The organism is Nocardia barduliensis, from assembly GCF_013315795.1.
In the GTDB taxonomy this organism is placed as follows: domain Bacteria; phylum Actinomycetota; class Actinomycetes; order Mycobacteriales; family Mycobacteriaceae; genus Nocardia; species Nocardia barduliensis.
Map to the genome: position 1 here is coordinate 1 of NZ_JABLTE010000066.1, position 17,802 is coordinate 17,802.

Consider the following 17,802-nt stretch of genomic DNA (forward strand, 5'->3'; position numbering starts at 1 on the left):
GCTGGTGGGGACGGATCGTGTGGTGCCGCTGTATCGGCATGGCGCGCAGGGGTGCGACCTCTCGGTGGTCGAGGGGGTGATGGGCCTGTTCGACGGCCGGATCGACGATCAGCACGCCGGACCCGTGGCCGAGGGGTCGACGGCGCAGGTCGCGGCGCTACTGGGCGCGCCCGTGCTGCTGGTGGTCGACGCGCGGGGGCACAGCCAGAGTCTGGCGGCGCTGCTGCACGGATTCGCCACTTTCGACAGCGGCGTCCGATTGGGCGGTGTGATCCTGAACCGGGTGGGCAGTGAACGCCACGACCAAGTGCTGCGCGCCGCCTGCGATCGCGTCGGGTTGCCGGTGCTCGGGTCGCTGCCACGCCTGGCCGAACTCGAGGTGCCGTCGCGGCATCTGGGCTTGATTCCCGCGGTGGAGCACGGTGCGGCCGCGACGGCGGCGGTGGCGGCGATGACGGATCTGGTCGCCGCGCACGTGGATCTGCCCGCCATCGCGGCACTCGCTCGATCGTCGGTCACCGAGCCCGCGTGGGATCCCGCCGCCGCCGTGCGTGGATGCGAAGACGCAGGTGATGGATGCACCGCGACGGCCATCGGTGGGGTCGGCCCGGCGGCGCAGCTCGGCGGTGGCGGGGAGTCGCGCGTCTTCGGTGAGACGAACCCTGAACACGGCGGTGGATCGTGCGCCCCCGGCGAAACGGCCGCCGAACTCGGCGGTGCGTTCCGGACGGAGTCCGCCATCCACGGCCGCACCGAGGGGCCCGGCCCGCTGGTCGCCGTCGCCGGTGGCCCGGCGTTCACGTTCGGCTACGCCGAGCATCGCGAGCTGCTGGCGGCCGCAGGCGCGCAGGTCGTCGCGTTCGACCCGCTGCACGACGAATTGCCCACCGGTACAGCGGGATTGGTGCTTCCGGGTGGGTTCCCCGAGGAACACGCGGCTGAGCTGGCCGCCAATTCCGAGCTGCTGCGGGCGGTGGCCGAGGCCGTCCGGCACGGCATGCCGGTGCACGCCGAATGCGCCGGGTTGCTGTATCTCACCCGCTCGCTGGACGGGCACCCCATGGCCGGGGTGGTGGACGCCGATGCCGAGTTCGGACCGCGACTGACCCTCGGCTACCGCGACGCCGTCGCACTGGCCGACTCGCCGCTGTGGCGGGCCGGCGAACGCGTCCGAGGACACGAATTCCACCGCACGCGCCTGGTGTCGGCGACGCCGCGGAACCCGGCGTGGGGCTGGCGCGGAAGTTCGGGAGAGCGTGTGCTGGACGGGGCGTTGATCGGCAACGTGCACGCGTCGTACCTGCACACCCACCCCGCCGGAAATCCCGAGGCCGTGGCGCGCTTCGCCACCGCCGCGGCGCGATTCGCGGGCTCCCGTGCCGTCGGCTGACGTCGTCGTCGGCATCGGCCTGCGGCCGCGCACCTCGGCCGACGCGATCCGCGCCGCGCTGCGCGAGACCGTGGGTGAGCACCGGATCGCGTGCCTGGCCACCATCGCCCAGCGCTGCGCCGAACCGGGCCTGCGTGCCGTCGCCGCGGAACTCCAGGTGCCGCTGCGCTCCTACGCCGCCGCCGAACTGGCGGCCGTCGCGGTCCCCAACCCCGGCAGCCGGGCACGTTCGGCCGTCGGCACCGCGAGCGTCGCGGAGGCCGCGGCTCTGCTCGCCGCCGAGGGCGGGCCGCTGGTGCTGCCCAAGCGCGTCGTGCGGGGTGTGGTGCTCGCGGCAGCGCTGTTCGACCGGTAGAGCCGGCGGCGGAACACGATCTCGCCACGCGTGCTGTGCGGAAGATCCGCTGGTCATGCCGGTAAGTGGGCGTCGCGCGACGGGCCGAACCGCTGTCCTCGGAGGCGCTGCGCGGCCGTGGCGCCTACACATATCGCGAGTTCGGGACGGAGCAGACGACCGCGGTCACCTCGGCGCTGCGCCGACCGCGCCAACGCCTGAGTCTGTGGGTGCAGGGCGTCGGTGTCCGAGCCCCGTGCGCGGTCGGGCCCGTGCGCGATCGGAATGCCGGAGCCTCGGCGTCCGGTTCAGGGTGCGACCGAGCCCCAGTCGGCGAAGCCGGTGGGGTCGTGGCGGCCGAGGCTGGCGTGTTCGAACAGGCCCCAGCCCTCGGCGTCGCCGCAGCGGGCGTGGGCGACGTGGTCGGTGACCCCGTAGGGGATGCGGGCGGCGATCGCCGGGTCGGTGAGGTCGTAGCGGCTGGAGGAGGACCAGCCGCGGCCCTTCCACTGGCCGTGCTGCCAATCCGGATCGCCGCCGTAGCCGCAGCCGACGTGCAGTGGGACGCCGGTGCCCGGCGTGATCTCGATCTCCAGCGGCTTGCCGTCGGGCGTGGTCAGCTCCAGCCGCGCCCCGACGGGATGCCTGGTGCCGGAACGGTAGTCGATCGAGATGCGCGGCCAGCCGAGCTGCTCGGTGCGTCCGTCCGGCCAGACGCGGGTCGCGTCGTTGAGTGTGCGCCTGCCGTCCGGCTCCTCCTGCACGATGACCACGACGGCGAACTCCTCGAACCGCAGCGGTACGTACAGCCACCAGAAGCCGCCCGACGGTTCGGTGGCCGCGCGCCCGGGCGGCTCGGTTTCGCCGACCGGGCGGATGCCCCAGGACCGGTCCCTGGTTCCGGTCCATACCGCAGGGTCGATCGCGATGTCGTCGCCGTCCACGTGCAGCGTCCCCGCCCACGAGCCGACCTGCGCGAACCGGGACGCCTCGATGATCGGCCGGTTGCCCGCGAGGATCAGGTGCGGTTGTTCCTGCACGGCGGGGAAGGCGCCGGTCCAGGTCAGATCGAAGCCGAGATCGTCGTGGTCGCAGACCACCCGGATGCGCCGCAGCGGCTCCAGCACCTCGATGCGGTAACCGCCGACGCGCTGATCGAGGCTCCGGTCGCCGAGAGCGTCGGAGAAGCGCACCGCCCGCACCGTGTCACCGCGGCGCACCGCGGCGTAGGCGTCGGTCACCCCGAGATTGGGGTACACCCCGAAACCGGTGATCAGCAGGGTGCCGCCGGCACGGTCGTGGGCGTTGAAGTAGCTGCGGTCGTAGAAGTTCCGATCACTGGAGGCCACGCGGGCCAGCGACAGCGGGGTCTGGTGGATCGGGTACTCGTCCAAAGGCACAGGCATGGTCAGTCCCATTCGTATGTTCCGTCGAGCAGCGCTTCCAGGCTTGCCCGGTGCATGACGTAGTCGTCGCGGTCGGGAGTGTCGGTGTCCTCGCCGAAGTGGATCATCCTGCGCTTCACCCGCGCCATCACGATCGCGTGCCGCAACGCGGCGTAGACGATGTAGAAATCGAGATCGCGCACCGCATGACCGGTCAGCTCCTCGTATTTCGCCACCACGTCCGCGCGGCGCAGGAAGTCGGGCAGCCCCGGCTGGCCGAAACGGGTGGCCAGATCCTGGAAGAACCGGTGGATGAAGATCATCCAGCCCAGGTCGAGTTCGCGCGGGCCCAGTGCCGCCATTTCCCAGTCCAGCACCGCCGCGGGGTCGAACTCGCGGTAGATGATGTTGCCGGGGCGGGCGTCGCCCCAGCTGAGCACGTCGGGGCCGGGATCGGTGGGCCAGTGCTCGTCGAGCCAGGCGAAACTCCGCTCGATGAGCGGTATCTCGAAGCCGTCGTCCGCCAGTCCCCAGCGGTACCACGCGCGCTGCGCGGCGACGTGCCTGCGCAGCGACTCGCCGGGCCCGCTCAGCATCGGGAACAGCGCCGCGGGATCGGGGATGCCGTGGATCCTCGCGATCACCTCGACGGTGTTGTGCGTGAGCCGGAGACGTTCGGCGGGGCTCGCGTCGAACAGCCAGCCCACGAACACGTAGGGCGGGTTGTCCGTCGGCACCCGTCCGTCGATCCGGCGCATCACGAAGAACGGTGTGCCGAGCGGCTTGTCGTCGGTCTCCAGCCAGCACAGTCCGGGCAGCGGCACGTCGGTGGCCGCGGCGACGCCGGCCATCACCTGGTACTGGGTGGCCAGGTCGTAGGTCTCGAACACCGGGAACGACCCGGCCTCGGGCGCCATCCGCGCGACGAACGACCCGTGCTCCCGGCGCCCTGCTGCGCTCCACTCGGCGTCGAACAGGATCGACGTGCTGGACATGCCGCCGGACTGCGGGCGCGACAATCCGGAGATCCGCGGCAGCTCGTCGGCGGAGACCTTCGTACCGAGCCAGCGCGCCAGATCCCCGGCGAGCACGTCCAGGTCGCGTTCACTGACGGTCAGCTGCTGTCGCTGTGCCGGGTCCGGATCGTCGGTCATGTTGTCCTCCTGACACGTGCGGCCCGGCCGCACCGCCCCTGGTGCCCCGGGATACGCGACTGTAACGCGTTCTAGTTGTCGGCGGGCCGGAAACGGAAGACGGAGGGCGCGCCGCCGGTGGGGCGGGCACGTAGACCGAAAGACGTACGCGGAAATCAGGGGTTTTCCCGGAGGTCATCCCATGACCTGGTCGGATACGTTCGGGGTCGCGGAAATGTCGGCCGGCGAGGGGAGCGGTGTGAGTACGGTCGGAACGGATGTCGTGAGTCGAAGCAGCGACGAGTCGTCGGCCGGTACGCAGCAGCGGCCCTGGAGCTTGCCCACCCGGATCGCGTTCCGGTTCGTCTTCGCCTATCTCGGGTTGTTCTGCGTGTTGATGGCGCAGATCCTGTTCGTGTTCACGGGGATCGTGAGCAAGTGGCTGCCGGAAAGCGCGATCATCTGGCAGCTGCGCGCGGCGGGCCCGCTGGTCGGCTGGGCCGGTGAACACGTCTTCGGTGTCGACGCGGTCCTGCGCGAGGATTCGGGCAGTGGCGACCAGGCCGCCATCTGGGTGCTGATCTTCTGCGAACTCGTCGCGGCCGCGGTGATCACGGTCGTCTGGTCGATCCTCGATCGCCGCCGGCTGGAGTACCGGGCGTTGAACAGCTGGTTCGTGCTGTTCCTCCGGTTGTGCCTGGGCGGACAGATGCTGTTCTACGGTCTCGCCAAGGCCATCCCTTCGCAGATGCCCCCGCCGTCGCTCACCACGCTGCTGCAGCCGTACGGCACGATGAGCCCGGCGTCGGTGCTGTGGAATCAGGTCGGTGCGGCGCCCGCCTACGAGATCCTGCTCGGCACGGCCGAGGTGCTCGGCGGTCTGCTGCTGTTCCTGCCGCGCACCGCCACGGTCGGCGCGCTGCTCAGCCTGGTGAGCATGGCGCAGGTCTTCGTGCTGAACATGACCTACGACGTGCCGGTGAAGATCCTCTCGTTCCATTTGCTGCTGCTGTCGCTGGTCGTGCTGGCGCCACAGGCCCGGCGGCTGGCGAATGTGCTCGTGCTGGAGCGGCCGTCCGAGCCGGCCACGCAGCCCGCGCTGTTCGGTTCCCGGCGCGCGAACCGGCTGGCGGCCGCGGTGCAGGTCGCGCTGGGACTGTGGGTGCTGACGGGTGGTGTGTACATCGGCTGGCAAGCCTGGCACGAGGCGGGTGGCGGCGCGCCGAAGCCCGCGCTGTACGGCATCTGGACCGTCGGCGAGTTCACCAGGGAAGGACATCCGGCGCCACCGCTGATCACCGACGAAAACCGCTGGCGGCGATTGATCTTCGACCGGCCCGGCGCCACGGTGCAGAAGATGGACGGCTCGTTCGTCCCCGTCGTGCCGGTGGTCGACGAGGCCGCACACACGATGGTGTTGTCGGCCGCGCCGGAATCGCCGCCCGCCTATTCGGGCGCCTTCACCTTCACCCGGCCCACCCCGGACACGCTGTTACTGACGGGGGAGCTGAACGGAACGCCGGTCACCCTGTCGCTCGACCGTATGGACCTGAACTCTTTCCCGCTGCGCAGCCGGGGCTTCCACTTCGTTCAGGAATACCCGTACTTCCGCTGACCCGGCGGATCCAGCCGAAACCCGATACGGCCACGGCACTTTTCGATACCTTCGGTCTGCATCGACTCGGACTGGAGGAACCGCCGTGACCGAAGCGATCCTCGATCGGACGGACATCGGCACGGGCGCGGAGGATTCCGGTACCCGGCCCTGGCGAGGCGGCACCCGAGTGGCGTTCCGCTTCGGTGTCCTGTATCTCGGGCTGTTCTGCCTGGTGTACCCGTCGATCGTGCCCGAATTCCTCGGCCTGACGCGCGAATGGCTGCCGGACTGGGTGAACTCCGGCGTCGCTCGGGCGCTGCGCCCGGTGGTCGAGTGGACCGGTACGCGGGTGTTCGGCGCGTCCGTGGCGGCGAACACGGCCTCGATCAGCGGAGACCAGGCGTACTTCTGGGTGCTGGTGTTCGTCGTGCTGATTGTCGCGCTGCTCGGCACGCTGATCTGGAGCGTGCTCGACCGCGACCGCCCCGACTACCGTGCCGTGCAGCCGTGGTTGCTGCTGTTCGTGCGTGTGTGCCTGGCGGGGCAGCTGGTGGCGTACGGCATGGCCAAGGTCATCCCGACCCAGATGCCGCCGACACCGCTGAGCCGATTGCTCGAGCCGTACGGGGAGTTCAGCCCGATGGCGGTGCTCTGGAATCAGATCGGTGTGTCGCCGCAATACGAGATCCTGCTGGGCAGCGCGGAACTGCTCGCCGGAGTGCTGCTGTTCGTGCCCCGCACCGCACTGGTGGGCGCGATGCTGGGCCTGGTGTGCACGACACAGGTGTTCGTGCTGGACATGACCTATGACGTGCCCGCGAAGATCCTCGCGTTCCACCTGGTGCTGCTGAGCCTGGTGCTGCTCGCACCGGACGCCGGTCGCCTGGCGAACGTGCTGCTGTTGAACCGGGCGGCCGGACCGTCGACCACACCGCCGCTGCTGCGCACGCCGCGAGCTAACCGGATCGCCGCCGCTGCGCAGATCCTGCTGGGGGTGTGGCTGCTGTTCTCCAACGTGTACACCGGCTGGGACAGATACAACGAGCACGGGGCGGGGCGACCGGAACCGCCGCTGTACGGCATCTGGTCGGTCACCGAATTCAGCGTCGACGGTACCCCGCTTCCGCCGCTGACCACCGACGAACTGCGCTGGCAGCGCCTGGTCTTCGACCGGGACGGGGCCACCGTGCAGCGCATGGACGGCCAGTTGCTCCCGGTGCTCGCCATGGTCGATGCCGATGCGCGCACCCTGGTCATGATCGCGCCGCCGACAGCAGCGGGCGCGCAGGCGCAACCCTTGGGCAGTTTCGGCTTCGACCGCCCCGCACCCGAGCGGCTGACCTTGACGGGCCTGCTCGCCGGGCGGCCGGTCTCGGTCGCGCTGACGTCGGTCGCGCTCGACGGGTTCCCGCTGCGCAGCCGCGGATTCCACTGGGTGCAGGAATATCCGTACTTCCGCTGAGCGCGGACCTCACGCCTCGAGATCGTCGGCGATCCCGATATCCTCCTGCCACAACGCGGGATGCTCGGCGATGAATCGGGTCATCAGGTCGATGCAGCGCCGGTCCTCCACAACGGTGACGGCGACGCCGTGCCCCGCGAGCCACTCGTGCCCGCCGGAGAACGTCTGCGACTCCCCGACCACCACCGAACCGATGCCGAACTGGCGGATCAGACCGCTGCAGTACCAGCACGGCGACAGCGTGGTGACCATGATGGTCCGGCGGTAGTCCCGCCGCCGTCCCGCCGCACGGAAAGCGTCGGTCTCGGCGTGCACGCTGGGATCGCCGGACTGCACCCGGCGGTTGCGGCCGCGCCCGAGCAGCGCGCCGGTCGTGTCGAAGAGGGCGGCGCCGATCGGAATACCGCCCTCGGCGAGCCCGCGCAGCGCCTCGTCGTAGGCCACATCGAGCAGTCGTGCCGGTGTCACCCGCGTCATCGGTCCGCCTTTCCGAGCAGGACGCTTGTGCTTCGCAACCTACCGTCCTGGCTCGCTGAACGGCTCGTTACCGCAGGTCACACCAGGTTGGTCTGCTGGGACGTCCGTGATCCAGAGGGCGAGTCCGGCCGCCGGTCACCGAGCGGCCGGCGGGGGTCGACGTCGGCGCGCACGAAAACCGTCCCGGCGCGGGCCTGCCCGGTCGATTGCCGGTGCCGGAGGGGCACGCCGTAGGCTCGAAACTTGTGCCGAACACGTCAGACGCAACGCAAGACCAGCCCACCGGCGACCCGAACTACCTGGTCGGGCTCGATCTGCGCGGACGGCGCGTCGTCGTGGTCGGCGGCGGGACGGTGGCGCAGCGCAGATTGGGCCTGCTGATCGCTTCCGGCGCGGACGTGCACGTGGTGAGCCGGGCGGTCACCCCCGCCGTCGAGGCAATGGCGACGTCGGGGCAGATCACCGTCACGCTGCGCGAGTACGCCGACGGCGACCTCGACGGCGCCTGGTACGCGATCGCGTGCACCGACGAGCCCGAGACCAACGCGGCGGTGGTCGCCGAAGCGACGCGGCGGCGGATCTTCTGCGTGCGTGCCGACACCGCACGGCTGGGCACCGCGGTCACTCCGGCCACCGCGCGCTACGACGGGCTGACCCTCGGTGTGCTGGCGAGCGGACAGCACCGGCGTTCGGCGGCCGTGCGCAACGCGTTGCTGGAAGCCCTGCAATCGGGTGTGGTGAGCGACGACTCGACGCCGATCGCGCCGGGTGTGGCCCTCGTCGGCGGCGGGCCGGGCGATCCCGACCTGATCACCGTGCGCGGGCGGCGGCTGCTGGCCAGGGCGGACCTGGTGGTGGCCGATCGGCTCGCGCCGCCGGAACTGCTCGCCGAACTCGGGCCCGAGGTCGAGGTGGTCGACGCGGCGAAGATCCCGTACGGGCGGGCGATGGCGCAGGAAGCGATCAACAACGCGCTGGTCGAAGGCGCGAAGGCGGGCAAGTTCGTGGTGCGGCTCAAGGGCGGCGACCCCTATGTGTTCGGGCGCGGTTACGAGGAGTTGGAGGCCTGCGTCGCCGCGGGGGTCCCGGTCACGGTGGTGCCCGGCGTCACCAGTCCCATCTCGGTGCCCGCTGCCGCGGGCATCCCGGTGACGCACCGCGGCGTCACCCACGAGTTCGTCGTGGTGAGCGGGCACGTCGCGCCGGATCACCCGGACTCGCTCGTGGACTGGCCCGCGCTGGCGCGCTTGCGCGGCACCTTGGTGCTGATGATGGCGGTGGAGCGGATCGAACAGTTCGCCACCGCGCTGCTGGACGGCGGGCGCCCCGCGAGCACGGCCGCCACCGTCATCCAGGAGGGCACGCTGCGCACCCAGCGCGTGCTGCGGGCCGATCTCGGCACGGTGGCCGCCCGGGTGCGCGCGGAAGGCATCCGTCCACCCGCGATCGTGGTGATCGGCCCGACCGCCGGGTTCTCCGCCGACACCGTCGTCCCGCACGCCGACTCCGCTGCGGGATAGCGTGGCCCCCGGGTGACGCCGGATGATCCGAGCCTCGCCGAGTTGCCGCCGCCGCGATCGCACCGACCGGCACGCGATTGCGGTGCATCGGCACGCGCGATGGCGGCAGTCCCTCCGGCCGCCGGGCGGGCAAGGTGATGCACGGCATCAATTACAGTGACTCACTGTGCTTCGGAACCCCGCTGCGACGATGCAGTATCCAGTGATGCAGCGGGCCTTCGGGCTCGCGATCCTAGTCCTGAGCGGATTGCAGCTCATGGTCGTGCTCGACGGCACGGTGGTGATCTTCGCGCTGCCCCGGCTGCAAGAGGAGATGGGGCTGTCCAGCGCGGGTAGCGCGTGGACGGTGACGTCGTACGGGCTCACCTTCGCGGGTCTGATGCTGCTCGGCGGCCGGCTCGGCGACGCGTTCGGCCGCAAGCGCATGCTGGTGGTCGGCGTCGCGGTGTTCACCCTCGCCTCGCTGCTGTGCGGGCTCGCCCAGAACCAGGCCATGCTGCTCGCGGCGCGGGCACTGCAGGGCGCGGGCGCCGCGGTCGCGGCGCCGACCGCCTTCGCGCTCGTGGCGACGACCTTCGCACCGGGCAAAGCGCGCAACCAGGCGATCGCGATCGTCGGCTCGATGGTCGGCATCGGCTCCGTCGGCGGGCTCGTGGTCGGCGGTGCGCTGACCCAGCTGTCGTGGCGGTGGATCTTCTTGATCAACGTTCCGATCGGCGCGCTGATCATCCTCGGCGCGGCCTACAAGCTCGCCGACACCGAGCACCATCGCTCGGCGCTGGACATTCCCGGCGCGGTGCTCGGCACCATCGCCTGCGCGGCGATCGTCTTCGGCGCCACCGAGGGGCCGGAGATGGGATGGGGGCACCCGGCGATCATCGGCTCCCTGATCGCGGGCGTGGTGCTGCTGATCGTCTTCATCGCGCTGGAACGACGGATGGACGACCCGCTGCTGCCCTGGTCGCTGTTCGACAGCCGCGACCGCGTCGCCACCTTCCTGCTGATCTTCCTGGCCGGCGGCGTGCTCGGCGCGATGACCTTCTTCGTCGCCCAGTTCATGCAGAACGTCATCGGGTACGGTCCGCTCAAGGCGGGTGTCGCGGCGATTCCGTTCACCGTCGGCATCGGTGTCGGCGGCGCGGTGGCCTCCAAGGCGGCGCTGTACGTCGCGCCGCGCTGGCTGCTCGCGGGCGCGGCCGCGGTGCTCGGCGTGGGGCTGCTGTTCGGTTCCACCCTCGACGGCGAGGTGATGTACTTCGCGACGTTGCTGCCCCTGCTGGTGGTGATCGGCTTCGGCGTCGGCGTCGCCATGGTGCTCTCGCCGCTGTGTGTGCTGGTGGGTGTGCCACCGGCCAACATCGGCCCGCTGGCCGCGGTCGGCCAGATGTTCATGAACCTGGCCACCCCGGTGGCCATCGGCCTGCTCACCCCGATCGCCGCTTCCCGCACCCTGTCGCTCGGCGGCCGCACCGAGAAGGTGGCCGGGATGAAACCCGAGGAGATCGCCGCCCTGGGCGACGGTTACACCCTGGTCCTGTTCGTCTGCGCCCTCATCGCGTTCGCGGCCGGACTGGTCGCCCTGACCTTGCGCTTCACCCCGCAGCAACTCGCCATGGCCCAGCACGCCCAGGAAGAAGCTCAGCAGCAGACATAGTTGAGCGGTGTTCGATTGGCAGCGCCTGCGGCGCTGCGTGTTCGCGGCCCCCTTGTGGCTCGCGTCCGAGCGGCCGCCGCTGGCGACTTCGTCGCGGACGCGGCGGCCGCTCGGACGCGAGCCGGGCCGCGAACGGCGGATGCTCGGTCTCGCTTCGCTCGGAAGACGTGGTTGGGGTGCGCTGGGCGCGTCAGCTGATGACTGCGCCCCGATGTTCGCGGTGGCGGCGCAGAGGGAGATCCGAGTTGCCGTTCAGAACTCTCTGGGCAAGCGGCATGGTTGCCCGGATGTTCAGCACGGGCCGGCATGCGATAGTTACCGGTCCGAGTCTGCGAGGGGTTCGGACAGCCCAGCCTTCAGAAACGGCCGGCTATGCGCCGGGGAGTCACCCGCACGATGATGCGCGGTCCGTCGTTGACGGAGGCCGGGTTGAAATCCGCGTACTTCTGCCCGGTGTATTTCACGGACAGTTCGTCGGGCAGCGTCTTCTCCGGATCGGGGGTGACCGTCGCGCTGCCTCGGATCTCCGCGTAGACGTACGGGTTGTCCGGCGGGTTGATCAGTACGGTGATGCGCGGGTCGCGGGCGAGGTTCTTGCCCTGCTGGCGATCGGTCGTGGTGGAGAAGAGCAGGTCGTCGCCGTCCCGCTTGAGCCAGATCACGGTCAGGTGTGGTTGCCCGTTCGGCCCGATCGTGGCGGCGGTGGCGAAGACCCGCTCTTCGTCGAGGTACTTCTTCAGGTCATCGGAGAGCACTGCGGTACTGGTCACGCTCTGAGCGAACAATCGGCCGCGGCACGGCATTCCCGTCGGCTCGCCCGCCGCGAAGGCCCTGTGTCACCGGTCCGCGCCTATTGTTCTGCGGGAAGCCGAGATTCGGTCCGCCGTGGCTGGGGTCCAGCCAGCGCCTGTTGACCGCCTTGGTGCGGGTGGAGAACCGTACGCCGTCGGCCCCGTGCGCGTCGCCGAACAGCCAGTTCTCCCAGCCGCCGAAGCTGGCCGACCAGCCGTACCTGTTCCGCACGCCCGCCGCCCGCCGCCGGTACGGGTCGGCGGCGCGGGCCGATCTCGCGGCCGAATTGGTGGCGCTCGCCAGGGAACAGCCCGGCGCGCTCAGGTGATGATCAAAAGCTCGGTGGGCGAGGCGATCTCGGTGCGCAAACCGGCTTTGGCCGCCACCCGTGCGACGCCGCGTACGTCGGAGGGTTCGGCCCTGGTGAGCACCAGGGCACGCGCGAGCAGGCCCTTGTGGTGCTTGTTGAAATGGCTCACCACCGTGCGTGACCCGTCCGCATGTTCGGTGAGCACGTTCGCGGTGATCGCGCCGGGCACCCGCCCCAGCTGCTGATAGGTGCCCGAGCGGAGGTCGACCACGAGTTCGCCCGCGGCCTCGGTGTGCAGCGCCGCGGCCAGCTCGTCGCGCCAGATGGCCGAGAGCGTCGGCAGGCCGGGCAGTTTGGAGCCGCCCGAGAGCCGGTAGGCGGGAATTGGATCGCTCGCGCGGACCGCGCCGAACAGGGCGGAGCCGATGCCGAGCCGGGCGTCCGCCTTGGCCCGCTGGAGCTTGGTGAACGAGCGCGCGTCGAGCGCGTCGTAGAGGACGCCGGTGTAGCGCTCCAGCGCGGGACGGGTCGGCGAAGTGCGCAGGGCGGCGTTGCGGGCGATCTCGCCGTCGGCCCCCTTGCCGAGGCCCAGCGCGGTCCGCGCGCGTTCCGGGTCGGCCGCCAATCGCACCACCTCGTCGATCAGCCGTGCCCGCACCGCCGTGAGCTGCGGCATCGCCAGCGCGTCCAGGGTGAGCGGCGTCCCCGCGCCGCCATCGGACTTGGTTTCGGAAGGAGGCAGCAGCACCAGCACGAACGAATACGGTAATGCGCTGGGACCGGCGTCCGGCCAGCGACTACCCTGTGCTTCCGTGATCACCCGCCTCTCCCGCCTGTTCCTGCGAACGCTCCGCGACGATCCCGCCGACGCGGAGGTGCCCAGCCACAAACTGTTGGTCCGCGCCGGCTACGTGCGCCGCGTCGCCCCGGGTGTCTACTCGTGGTTGCCGCTGGGCCTGCGCGTGCTGCGCAAGGTCGAGGACGTGGTGCGCGCGGAGATGGATGCGATCGGCGCCCAGGAGATCTCGCTACCGGCGCTGCTGCCGCGCGACCCGTACGAGACCACCAACCGGTGGACCGAGTACGGCGACGGCCTGTTCCGGCTGCGCGACCGCAAGGGGGCGGACTACCTGCTCGGCCCCACCCACGAGGAACTCTTCGCGCTCACCGTGAAGGGCGAGTACAGCTCCTACAAGGACCTGCCGGTCACGCTGTACCAGATCCAGACCAAGTACCGCGACGAGGAGCGTCCGCGCGCGGGCATCCTGCGCGGGCGCGAGTTCGTGATGAAGGACTCCTACTCCTTCGACCTGGACGAGGACGGCCTCAAAGCCAGCTACGACGCGCACCGGCAGGCCTATCAGCGCATCTTCGACCGGCTGCGGGTGAAGTACGTCATCGTGGCCGCCACCTCGGGCGCGATGGGCGGCAGCGCGTCGGAGGAGTTCCTGGCCGACAGCCCGGTCGGCGAGGACACCTACGTGCGCTGCCCGGAATCCGGCTACGCGGCCAATGTGGAGGCGGTGGTCACGCCCGCTCCCGAGCCGCTGCCGATCGAAGGGCAGCCGGCGGCCGTGGTGCACGACACCCCGGACACGCCGACCATCGCGACGCTGGTCGACTGGGCCAACGGCGCCGGGATCGCCGAGCGCTACGGTCGTCCGGTCACCGCGGCGGACACCTTGAAGAACGTCATGGTCAAGCTGCGTCACCCCGACGGGAAGACCGAGATCGTCGGCATCGGCGTCCCCGGTGACCGCGAGGTCGACGACAAGCGCCTCGGCGCCTCGGTCGAACCGGCCGAGGTGGAACTGCTCACCGAAGCGGACTTCGCCGAGAATCCGTTCCTCGTCAAGGGTTACATCGGCCCGAAGGCGTTGCAGGCCAACGGTGTTCGCTACCTGGTCGATCCGCGCGTCGGCGCGGGCACCAGCTGGATCACCGGCGCCGACGAACCGGGCAAGCATGTCGTCGGTCTCGTGGCAGGCCGCGACTTCACCCCCGACGGCACCATCGAGGCCGCCGAAGTCCGCGACGGCGACCCCTCGCCCGACGGCCGGGGCACGCTGGTGGCGGCCCGCGGCATCGAGATCGGCCACATCTTCCAACTCGGCAACAAGTACACCGACGCGTTCGAGGTGGACGTGCTCGGCGAGAACGGCAAACCGGTGCGGCTGACCATGGGGTCCTACGGCATCGGCGTCTCGCGCATGGTCGCGGTGATCGCCGAGCAGCAGCACGACGACAAAGGGCTGCGCTGGCCCGCGGCGGTCGCGCCCTACGACGTGCACGTCGTGGTCGCGAACAAGGACGACGCGGCCCGCGCAGGCGCCGAGGAAGTGGTGTCCGGCCTGCACGCGCGCGGCTTGGACGTGCTCTTCGACGACCGCACCGCCTCGCCGGGCGTGAAGTTCAAGGACGCCGAACTCCTCGGCATGCCGCTGGTGCTGGTGATCGGCCGCGGCTGGGCCGAGGGCAAGGTCGAACTGCGCGACCGCTTCACCGGCGCGGCCGAGGAGCTCCCCGCCGCTTCGGCGGTGGACGCGGTGGTAGCCCGAGTCCACGGCTGATCGGTTTCGAAAGGCCCCCGGCGGATTCTGCCGGGGGTCTTTCGCTGTCCGGGCGACGGCCACAGCGCGATGCCCCGGCACCGCTGCAACCGTGGCTTCCTGGGGGCCGCTACCTACGCAACCGTAACCTATATTTGCTGGTCACAGATCCGCAGACGGCGCCGACGCTGCTATTACCCGCTGGTAAGTTAACCGGCATGACAAACACCGACGCGCGGTTGTTCAACCCCGCCACCTATGACCCGCAGCAGTTCGACGCCGAGACGCGGCGCCTGTTGCGCGCCACCATCGAGTGGTTCGAGGGCCGGGGCAAGCAGCGTCTGCTCGCCGACGACGCGAACGCGGTGTGGACGTCGGACTTCCTCGACTTCGTGAAGAAAGAGAAGCTGTTCGCCACCTTCCTGACCCCGGCGGCCTACGCCGACGGCGACCCGAACCGGCGCTGGGACGCCGCGCGCAACGCGGCGCTGTCGGAGATCTTCGGCTTCTACGGCCTGGCGTACTGGTACGCCGAGCAGGTGACCATCCTCGGCCTCGGTCCGATCTGGCAGAGCGACAACGAGGCGGCCAAGAAGCGCGCGGCCGCCGATCTGGCCGAAGGTGAGGTGATGGCGTTCGGTCTGTCCGAGCAGACCCACGGCGCCGACATCTACAACACCGACCTGGTGCTCACGCCGACCGAGCCGGGCAGTGCCGACGCCGAAGCGGGCATCCTCTTCCGCGCCAACGGCGAGAAGTACTACATCGGCAACGGCAACGTGGCCAGCATGGTGTCGGTGTTCTCCCGCCGCGCCGACCTCGACGGCGCCGACGCCTACGTCTGGTTCGCCGCCGACTCCCGGCACGAGAACTACCGCCTGCTCGGCAACGTCGTGCACCAGCAGATGTACGTCAGCACCTTCCGCCTGGAGAACTACCCGGTACGCGCCGAGGACATCCTGCACACCGGCCCCGAGGCGTTCTCCGCGGCGCTGAACACCGTGAACGTGGGTAAGTTCAACCTTTGCCACGGCGGGATCGGCATGGTCGAGCACTCCTTCTACGAGGCGATCACCCACGCCAACAACCGCATCCTCTACGGCAACCCGGTCACCGGCTTCCCGCACGTGCGGGCGAACTTCGTCGACGCCTACGCGCGCATTCTCGCGATGAAGCTGTTCAGCGATCGCGCGGTCGACTACTTCCGCAGTGCGAGCCTGGAAGACCGCCGGTACCTGCTGTTCAACCCGATGACGAAGTCCAAGGTGACCTCCGAGGGCGAGACCGTCATGACGTTGCTGCTGGATGTCCTGGCCGCCAAGGGCTTCGAGAAGAACACCTACTTCGCCGAGGTGCAGCGGTTGATCAACACGCTGCCCCGACTTGAGGGAACGGTGCACGTGAACGTCGGGCAGATCCTGAAGTTCATGCCGAACTACCTGTTCGACCCGCAGGACTACCCCGAGATCGGCACCCGGCAGGACGCGGCAGACGACGCGTTCTTCTGGCGCCAGGGCCCGGCCCGTGGCGCGGGCAAGGTGCGCTTCGCCGATTGGACGCCGATCTACGACAAGCACGCCGACATCCCCAACGTGGGCCGGTTCTACGAGCAGGCGCGAGCGCTGCGCACGCTGCTGACCACGGCCGCGCCGGACGCGGACCAGCAGAAGGATCTGGACTTCATGCTGACCATCGGCCACCTGTTCTCCCTGGTGGTCTACGGTCAGCTGATCCTGGAGCAGGCCGCGATCACCGGTCTGGACCGCGACCTGGTCGACCAGATTTTCGACTTCCAGATCCGCGATTTCAACGCCTACGCGACCGCGCTGTACGGCAAATCGTCGGCTACCCCGGACCAGCAGGGCTGGGCCGCGTCGGCACTGCGGCCTCCGGTCGCCGATCGCCCGCGCTTCGACCGGGTGTGGGCGGAGGTGGCCTCCTACGACGGCGCATACGAGATGCGGCCGTAGGAAACGTGCTGCGACGGCGGCCAAGGGCAAACCCTCGGCCGCCGTAAGCCTCGATACCGCCGCACCAGGGTTCGGCGGCGCAACGGCTCTCGCTCGTCGCCGCGGCCCCTGCTCAGGCCTTGCCGGGGAACGCGACGGTGGGCGGATCGGCGCCGAGGATCGACTGCCAGGTGGCCAGCCGGACGGCGGCTTCGGTGAGCGCCTCGACACCGGCGCGCCGGATCGCCATGGACGCCGCGCGCTCGACCACCGACCGCCAGGCGACGGCCGTGTCGGACTCGACCGTGACGGCCAGCCGCGCGGCCGCGATCGGATCGGTGACCGGAAACGGCGCCGTGTAGGCCGCGTCGGGCGGCGGCACCGTCGCACCGCCCAGGGTGAGGGCGTCCGCGGTGGTGTCGCGCCGGGCCCGGTGCGCCGCGGTGTGCTCGGCGATCAGCCTGGTGCGCTCCGGCGAGGCGTAGGCGGCGATCACCCCGTAGGCGTACACCGCGCCGTACTCGGCGTTCAGCGCGTCGGCCAGCGCTGCGCGTTCGGCCTCCGTCATGCCAGCAACACCCCCGCGTGCACCGCGCAGGCGGCGCTGATCGAGGCGAGCAGACCGGCCCGGTAGCCGGACAGGGCGCGGGCCAGATCGGCGGCCGACTTCCGGGATTCGGTCAGCTGCGCCCGCAGCGCGTCGACGGTGGGCGGCGCGGTGGGCGGCACCGCGCTGCCGGAAGCCACGGCCGAGGGACCGGATCCGTTGGCGCGGGTGCGGTGCACCGGCTTGGTGCCGTCGGCGTAGACGCCGATCACGCGGTCCATCTCGGTGCGCAGAGCGTCGGCGTGGGCGGTGCGCTCGGCCGCGATCGCGGTCAGCGCGGCGTGCCGCTGGGGCGCGACGGCGATGGCCGCGCTCGCCGCGGCGGCGTCGGCGCGGGCCGCGATCTCTTGTGCGGCAAGGGGATCCGGCTCGTGAACCACGTCGTCGCCGGTGCAGCCGACCAGGGCGCCGAGGGCGAGGACGCCGACCGTTCCGCCGCCCGCGAGGCGTAGCGCGCTGCGACGATCCAGCGCGGGGTGGCGGGGCTCGTGCCGGTCGGAAGGCATGCCGGAAATGCGCCCGGCACGCGGCGGGGCGGGAAGGCGGATGGGCACGGCACCATCGTGCCAGATTCGCAGGGCGCCACCGGACCAGCGTCGGCCGTGGCGCACGAACTCATCGACCGCTGGTCCTTTACACTCTC

Annotated in this window: 15 protein-coding genes and 1 pseudogene; 8 read left to right on the forward strand and 8 right to left on the reverse strand. The window is 70.4% G+C overall.

What is annotated here, in order from left to right:
- Position 1 precedes the first annotated feature (1 nt).
- Positions 2 to 1,390 (forward strand): cobyrinic acid a,c-diamide synthase CobB, encoded by a 1,389-nt coding sequence (locus tag HOV91_RS25075; RefSeq protein WP_246350756.1) that lies wholly within the window; start codon positions 2 to 4, stop codon positions 1,388 to 1,390.
- Positions 1,377 to 1,745, forward strand: coding sequence for a cobalamin biosynthesis protein (locus HOV91_RS25080; RefSeq protein ID WP_174187861.1), 369 nt, complete (start codon positions 1,377 to 1,379; stop codon positions 1,743 to 1,745). Before HOV91_RS25075 ends, HOV91_RS25080 begins: the two co-directional genes overlap by 14 nt.
- Before the next feature lie 287 nt (positions 1,746 to 2,032).
- Here the strand turns inward: HOV91_RS25080 and HOV91_RS25085 are convergent, their stop codons facing one another.
- Together HOV91_RS25085 and HOV91_RS25090 are read right to left on the reverse strand one after the other, a co-directional pair.
- A complete protein-coding gene (locus HOV91_RS25085) occupies positions 2,033 to 3,130 on the reverse strand; it encodes an Rv3169 family protein (protein WP_174187862.1) in 1,098 nt (365 codons plus the stop codon).
- 2 nt (positions 3,131 to 3,132) lie between these two features.
- Positions 3,133 to 4,263, reverse strand: coding sequence for a phosphotransferase family protein (locus tag HOV91_RS25090; protein WP_174187863.1), 1,131 nt, complete (start codon positions 4,261 to 4,263; stop codon positions 3,133 to 3,135).
- A 262-nt stretch (positions 4,264 to 4,525) separates the two neighbouring features.
- Between HOV91_RS25090 and HOV91_RS25095 the strand changes: the two genes are divergently transcribed.
- Together HOV91_RS25095 and HOV91_RS25100 are read left to right on the forward strand one after the other, a co-directional pair.
- Positions 4,526 to 5,857: a DoxX family protein gene (locus HOV91_RS25095; RefSeq protein ID WP_312884760.1), complete on the forward strand. Its 1,332-nt coding sequence runs from the start codon at positions 4,526 to 4,528 to the stop codon at positions 5,855 to 5,857.
- An 85-nt stretch (positions 5,858 to 5,942) separates the two neighbouring features.
- A complete protein-coding gene (locus HOV91_RS25100) occupies positions 5,943 to 7,301 on the forward strand; it encodes a DoxX family protein (RefSeq protein ID WP_312884761.1) in 1,359 nt (452 codons plus the stop codon).
- 9 nt (positions 7,302 to 7,310) lie between these two features.
- Here the strand turns inward: HOV91_RS25100 and HOV91_RS25105 are convergent, their stop codons facing one another.
- Positions 7,311 to 7,754, reverse strand: coding sequence for a nucleoside deaminase (locus HOV91_RS25105; protein ID WP_174187893.1), 444 nt, complete (start codon positions 7,752 to 7,754; stop codon positions 7,311 to 7,313).
- A 269-nt stretch (positions 7,755 to 8,023) separates the two neighbouring features.
- Between HOV91_RS25105 and cobA the strand changes: the two genes are divergently transcribed.
- Positions 8,024 to 9,298, forward strand: a complete 1,275-nt coding sequence (cobA, locus tag HOV91_RS25110) for a uroporphyrinogen-III C-methyltransferase (RefSeq protein WP_174187864.1) — start codon at positions 8,024 to 8,026, stop codon at positions 9,296 to 9,298.
- A gap of 190 nt (positions 9,299 to 9,488) precedes the next feature.
- Entirely contained in the window at positions 9,489 to 10,952 is a 1,464-nt protein-coding gene (locus HOV91_RS25115; protein WP_174187865.1) for an MFS transporter, read from the forward strand.
- Between the two features lie 356 nt (positions 10,953 to 11,308).
- Here the strand turns inward: HOV91_RS25115 and HOV91_RS25120 are convergent, their stop codons facing one another.
- The 3 genes and pseudogenes from HOV91_RS25120 to yaaA all read right to left on the reverse strand — a co-directional run bounded on the left by HOV91_RS25120 (position 11,309) and on the right by yaaA (position 12,808).
- A complete protein-coding gene (locus HOV91_RS25120; RefSeq protein WP_312884762.1) occupies positions 11,309 to 11,722 on the reverse strand; it encodes a PPOX class F420-dependent oxidoreductase in 414 nt (137 codons plus the stop codon).
- Between the two features lie 82 nt (positions 11,723 to 11,804).
- Positions 11,805 to 11,948, reverse strand: a pseudogene (locus HOV91_RS40030) (methylmalonate-semialdehyde dehydrogenase); the annotation flags it as partial.
- Positions 11,949 to 12,064: 116 nt separating this feature from the next.
- Positions 12,065 to 12,808 carry a peroxide stress protein YaaA gene (gene yaaA, locus HOV91_RS25130; RefSeq protein ID WP_174187894.1) on the reverse strand — a complete coding sequence of 248 codons (744 nt, stop codon included), beginning with the start codon at positions 12,806 to 12,808 and terminating at the stop codon, positions 12,065 to 12,067.
- A gap of 58 nt (positions 12,809 to 12,866) precedes the next feature.
- On the opposite strand from yaaA, the gene HOV91_RS25135 reads away from it, so the two are divergent.
- Both HOV91_RS25135 and HOV91_RS25140 read left to right on the forward strand, forming a co-directional pair.
- Entirely contained in the window at positions 12,867 to 14,624 is a 1,758-nt protein-coding gene (locus HOV91_RS25135) for a proline--tRNA ligase (RefSeq protein WP_174187868.1), read from the forward strand.
- A 197-nt stretch (positions 14,625 to 14,821) separates the two neighbouring features.
- Positions 14,822 to 16,573, forward strand: coding sequence for an acyl-CoA dehydrogenase family protein (locus tag HOV91_RS25140; protein ID WP_174187869.1), 1,752 nt, complete (start codon positions 14,822 to 14,824; stop codon positions 16,571 to 16,573).
- Between the two features lie 112 nt (positions 16,574 to 16,685).
- Here the strand turns inward: HOV91_RS25140 and HOV91_RS25145 are convergent, their stop codons facing one another.
- Both HOV91_RS25145 and HOV91_RS25150 read right to left on the reverse strand, forming a co-directional pair.
- On the reverse strand, positions 16,686 to 17,120 hold the full coding sequence (locus HOV91_RS25145) for a ferritin-like domain-containing protein (protein WP_174187870.1): 435 nt from the start codon (positions 17,118 to 17,120) through the stop codon (positions 16,686 to 16,688).
- Positions 17,117 to 17,713, reverse strand: a complete 597-nt coding sequence (locus tag HOV91_RS25150; protein ID WP_312884763.1) for a hypothetical protein — start codon at positions 17,711 to 17,713, stop codon at positions 17,117 to 17,119. Before HOV91_RS25150 ends, HOV91_RS25145 begins: the two co-directional genes overlap by 4 nt.
- Positions 17,714 to 17,802 lie beyond the last annotated feature (89 nt).

What these genes read in the sequence shown, in the direction of transcription:
- HOV91_RS25085 (WP_174187862.1), bottom strand. Translation starts at nt 3,130, where the DNA reads ATGCCTGTGCCTTTGGACGAGTACCCGATCCACCAGACCCCGCTGTCG.
- HOV91_RS25090 (WP_174187863.1), bottom strand. Translation starts at nt 4,263, where the DNA reads ATGACCGACGATCCGGACCCGGCACAGCGACAGCAGCTGACCGTCAGT.
- HOV91_RS25115 (WP_174187865.1), top strand. Translation starts at nt 9,489, where the DNA reads ATGCAGTATCCAGTGATGCAGCGGGCCTTCGGGCTCGCGATCCTAGTC.
- HOV91_RS25140 (WP_174187869.1), top strand. Translation starts at nt 14,822, where the DNA reads ATGACAAACACCGACGCGCGGTTGTTCAACCCCGCCACCTATGACCCG.
- HOV91_RS25145 (WP_174187870.1), bottom strand. Translation starts at nt 17,120, where the DNA reads ATGACGGAGGCCGAACGCGCAGCGCTGGCCGACGCGCTGAACGCCGAG.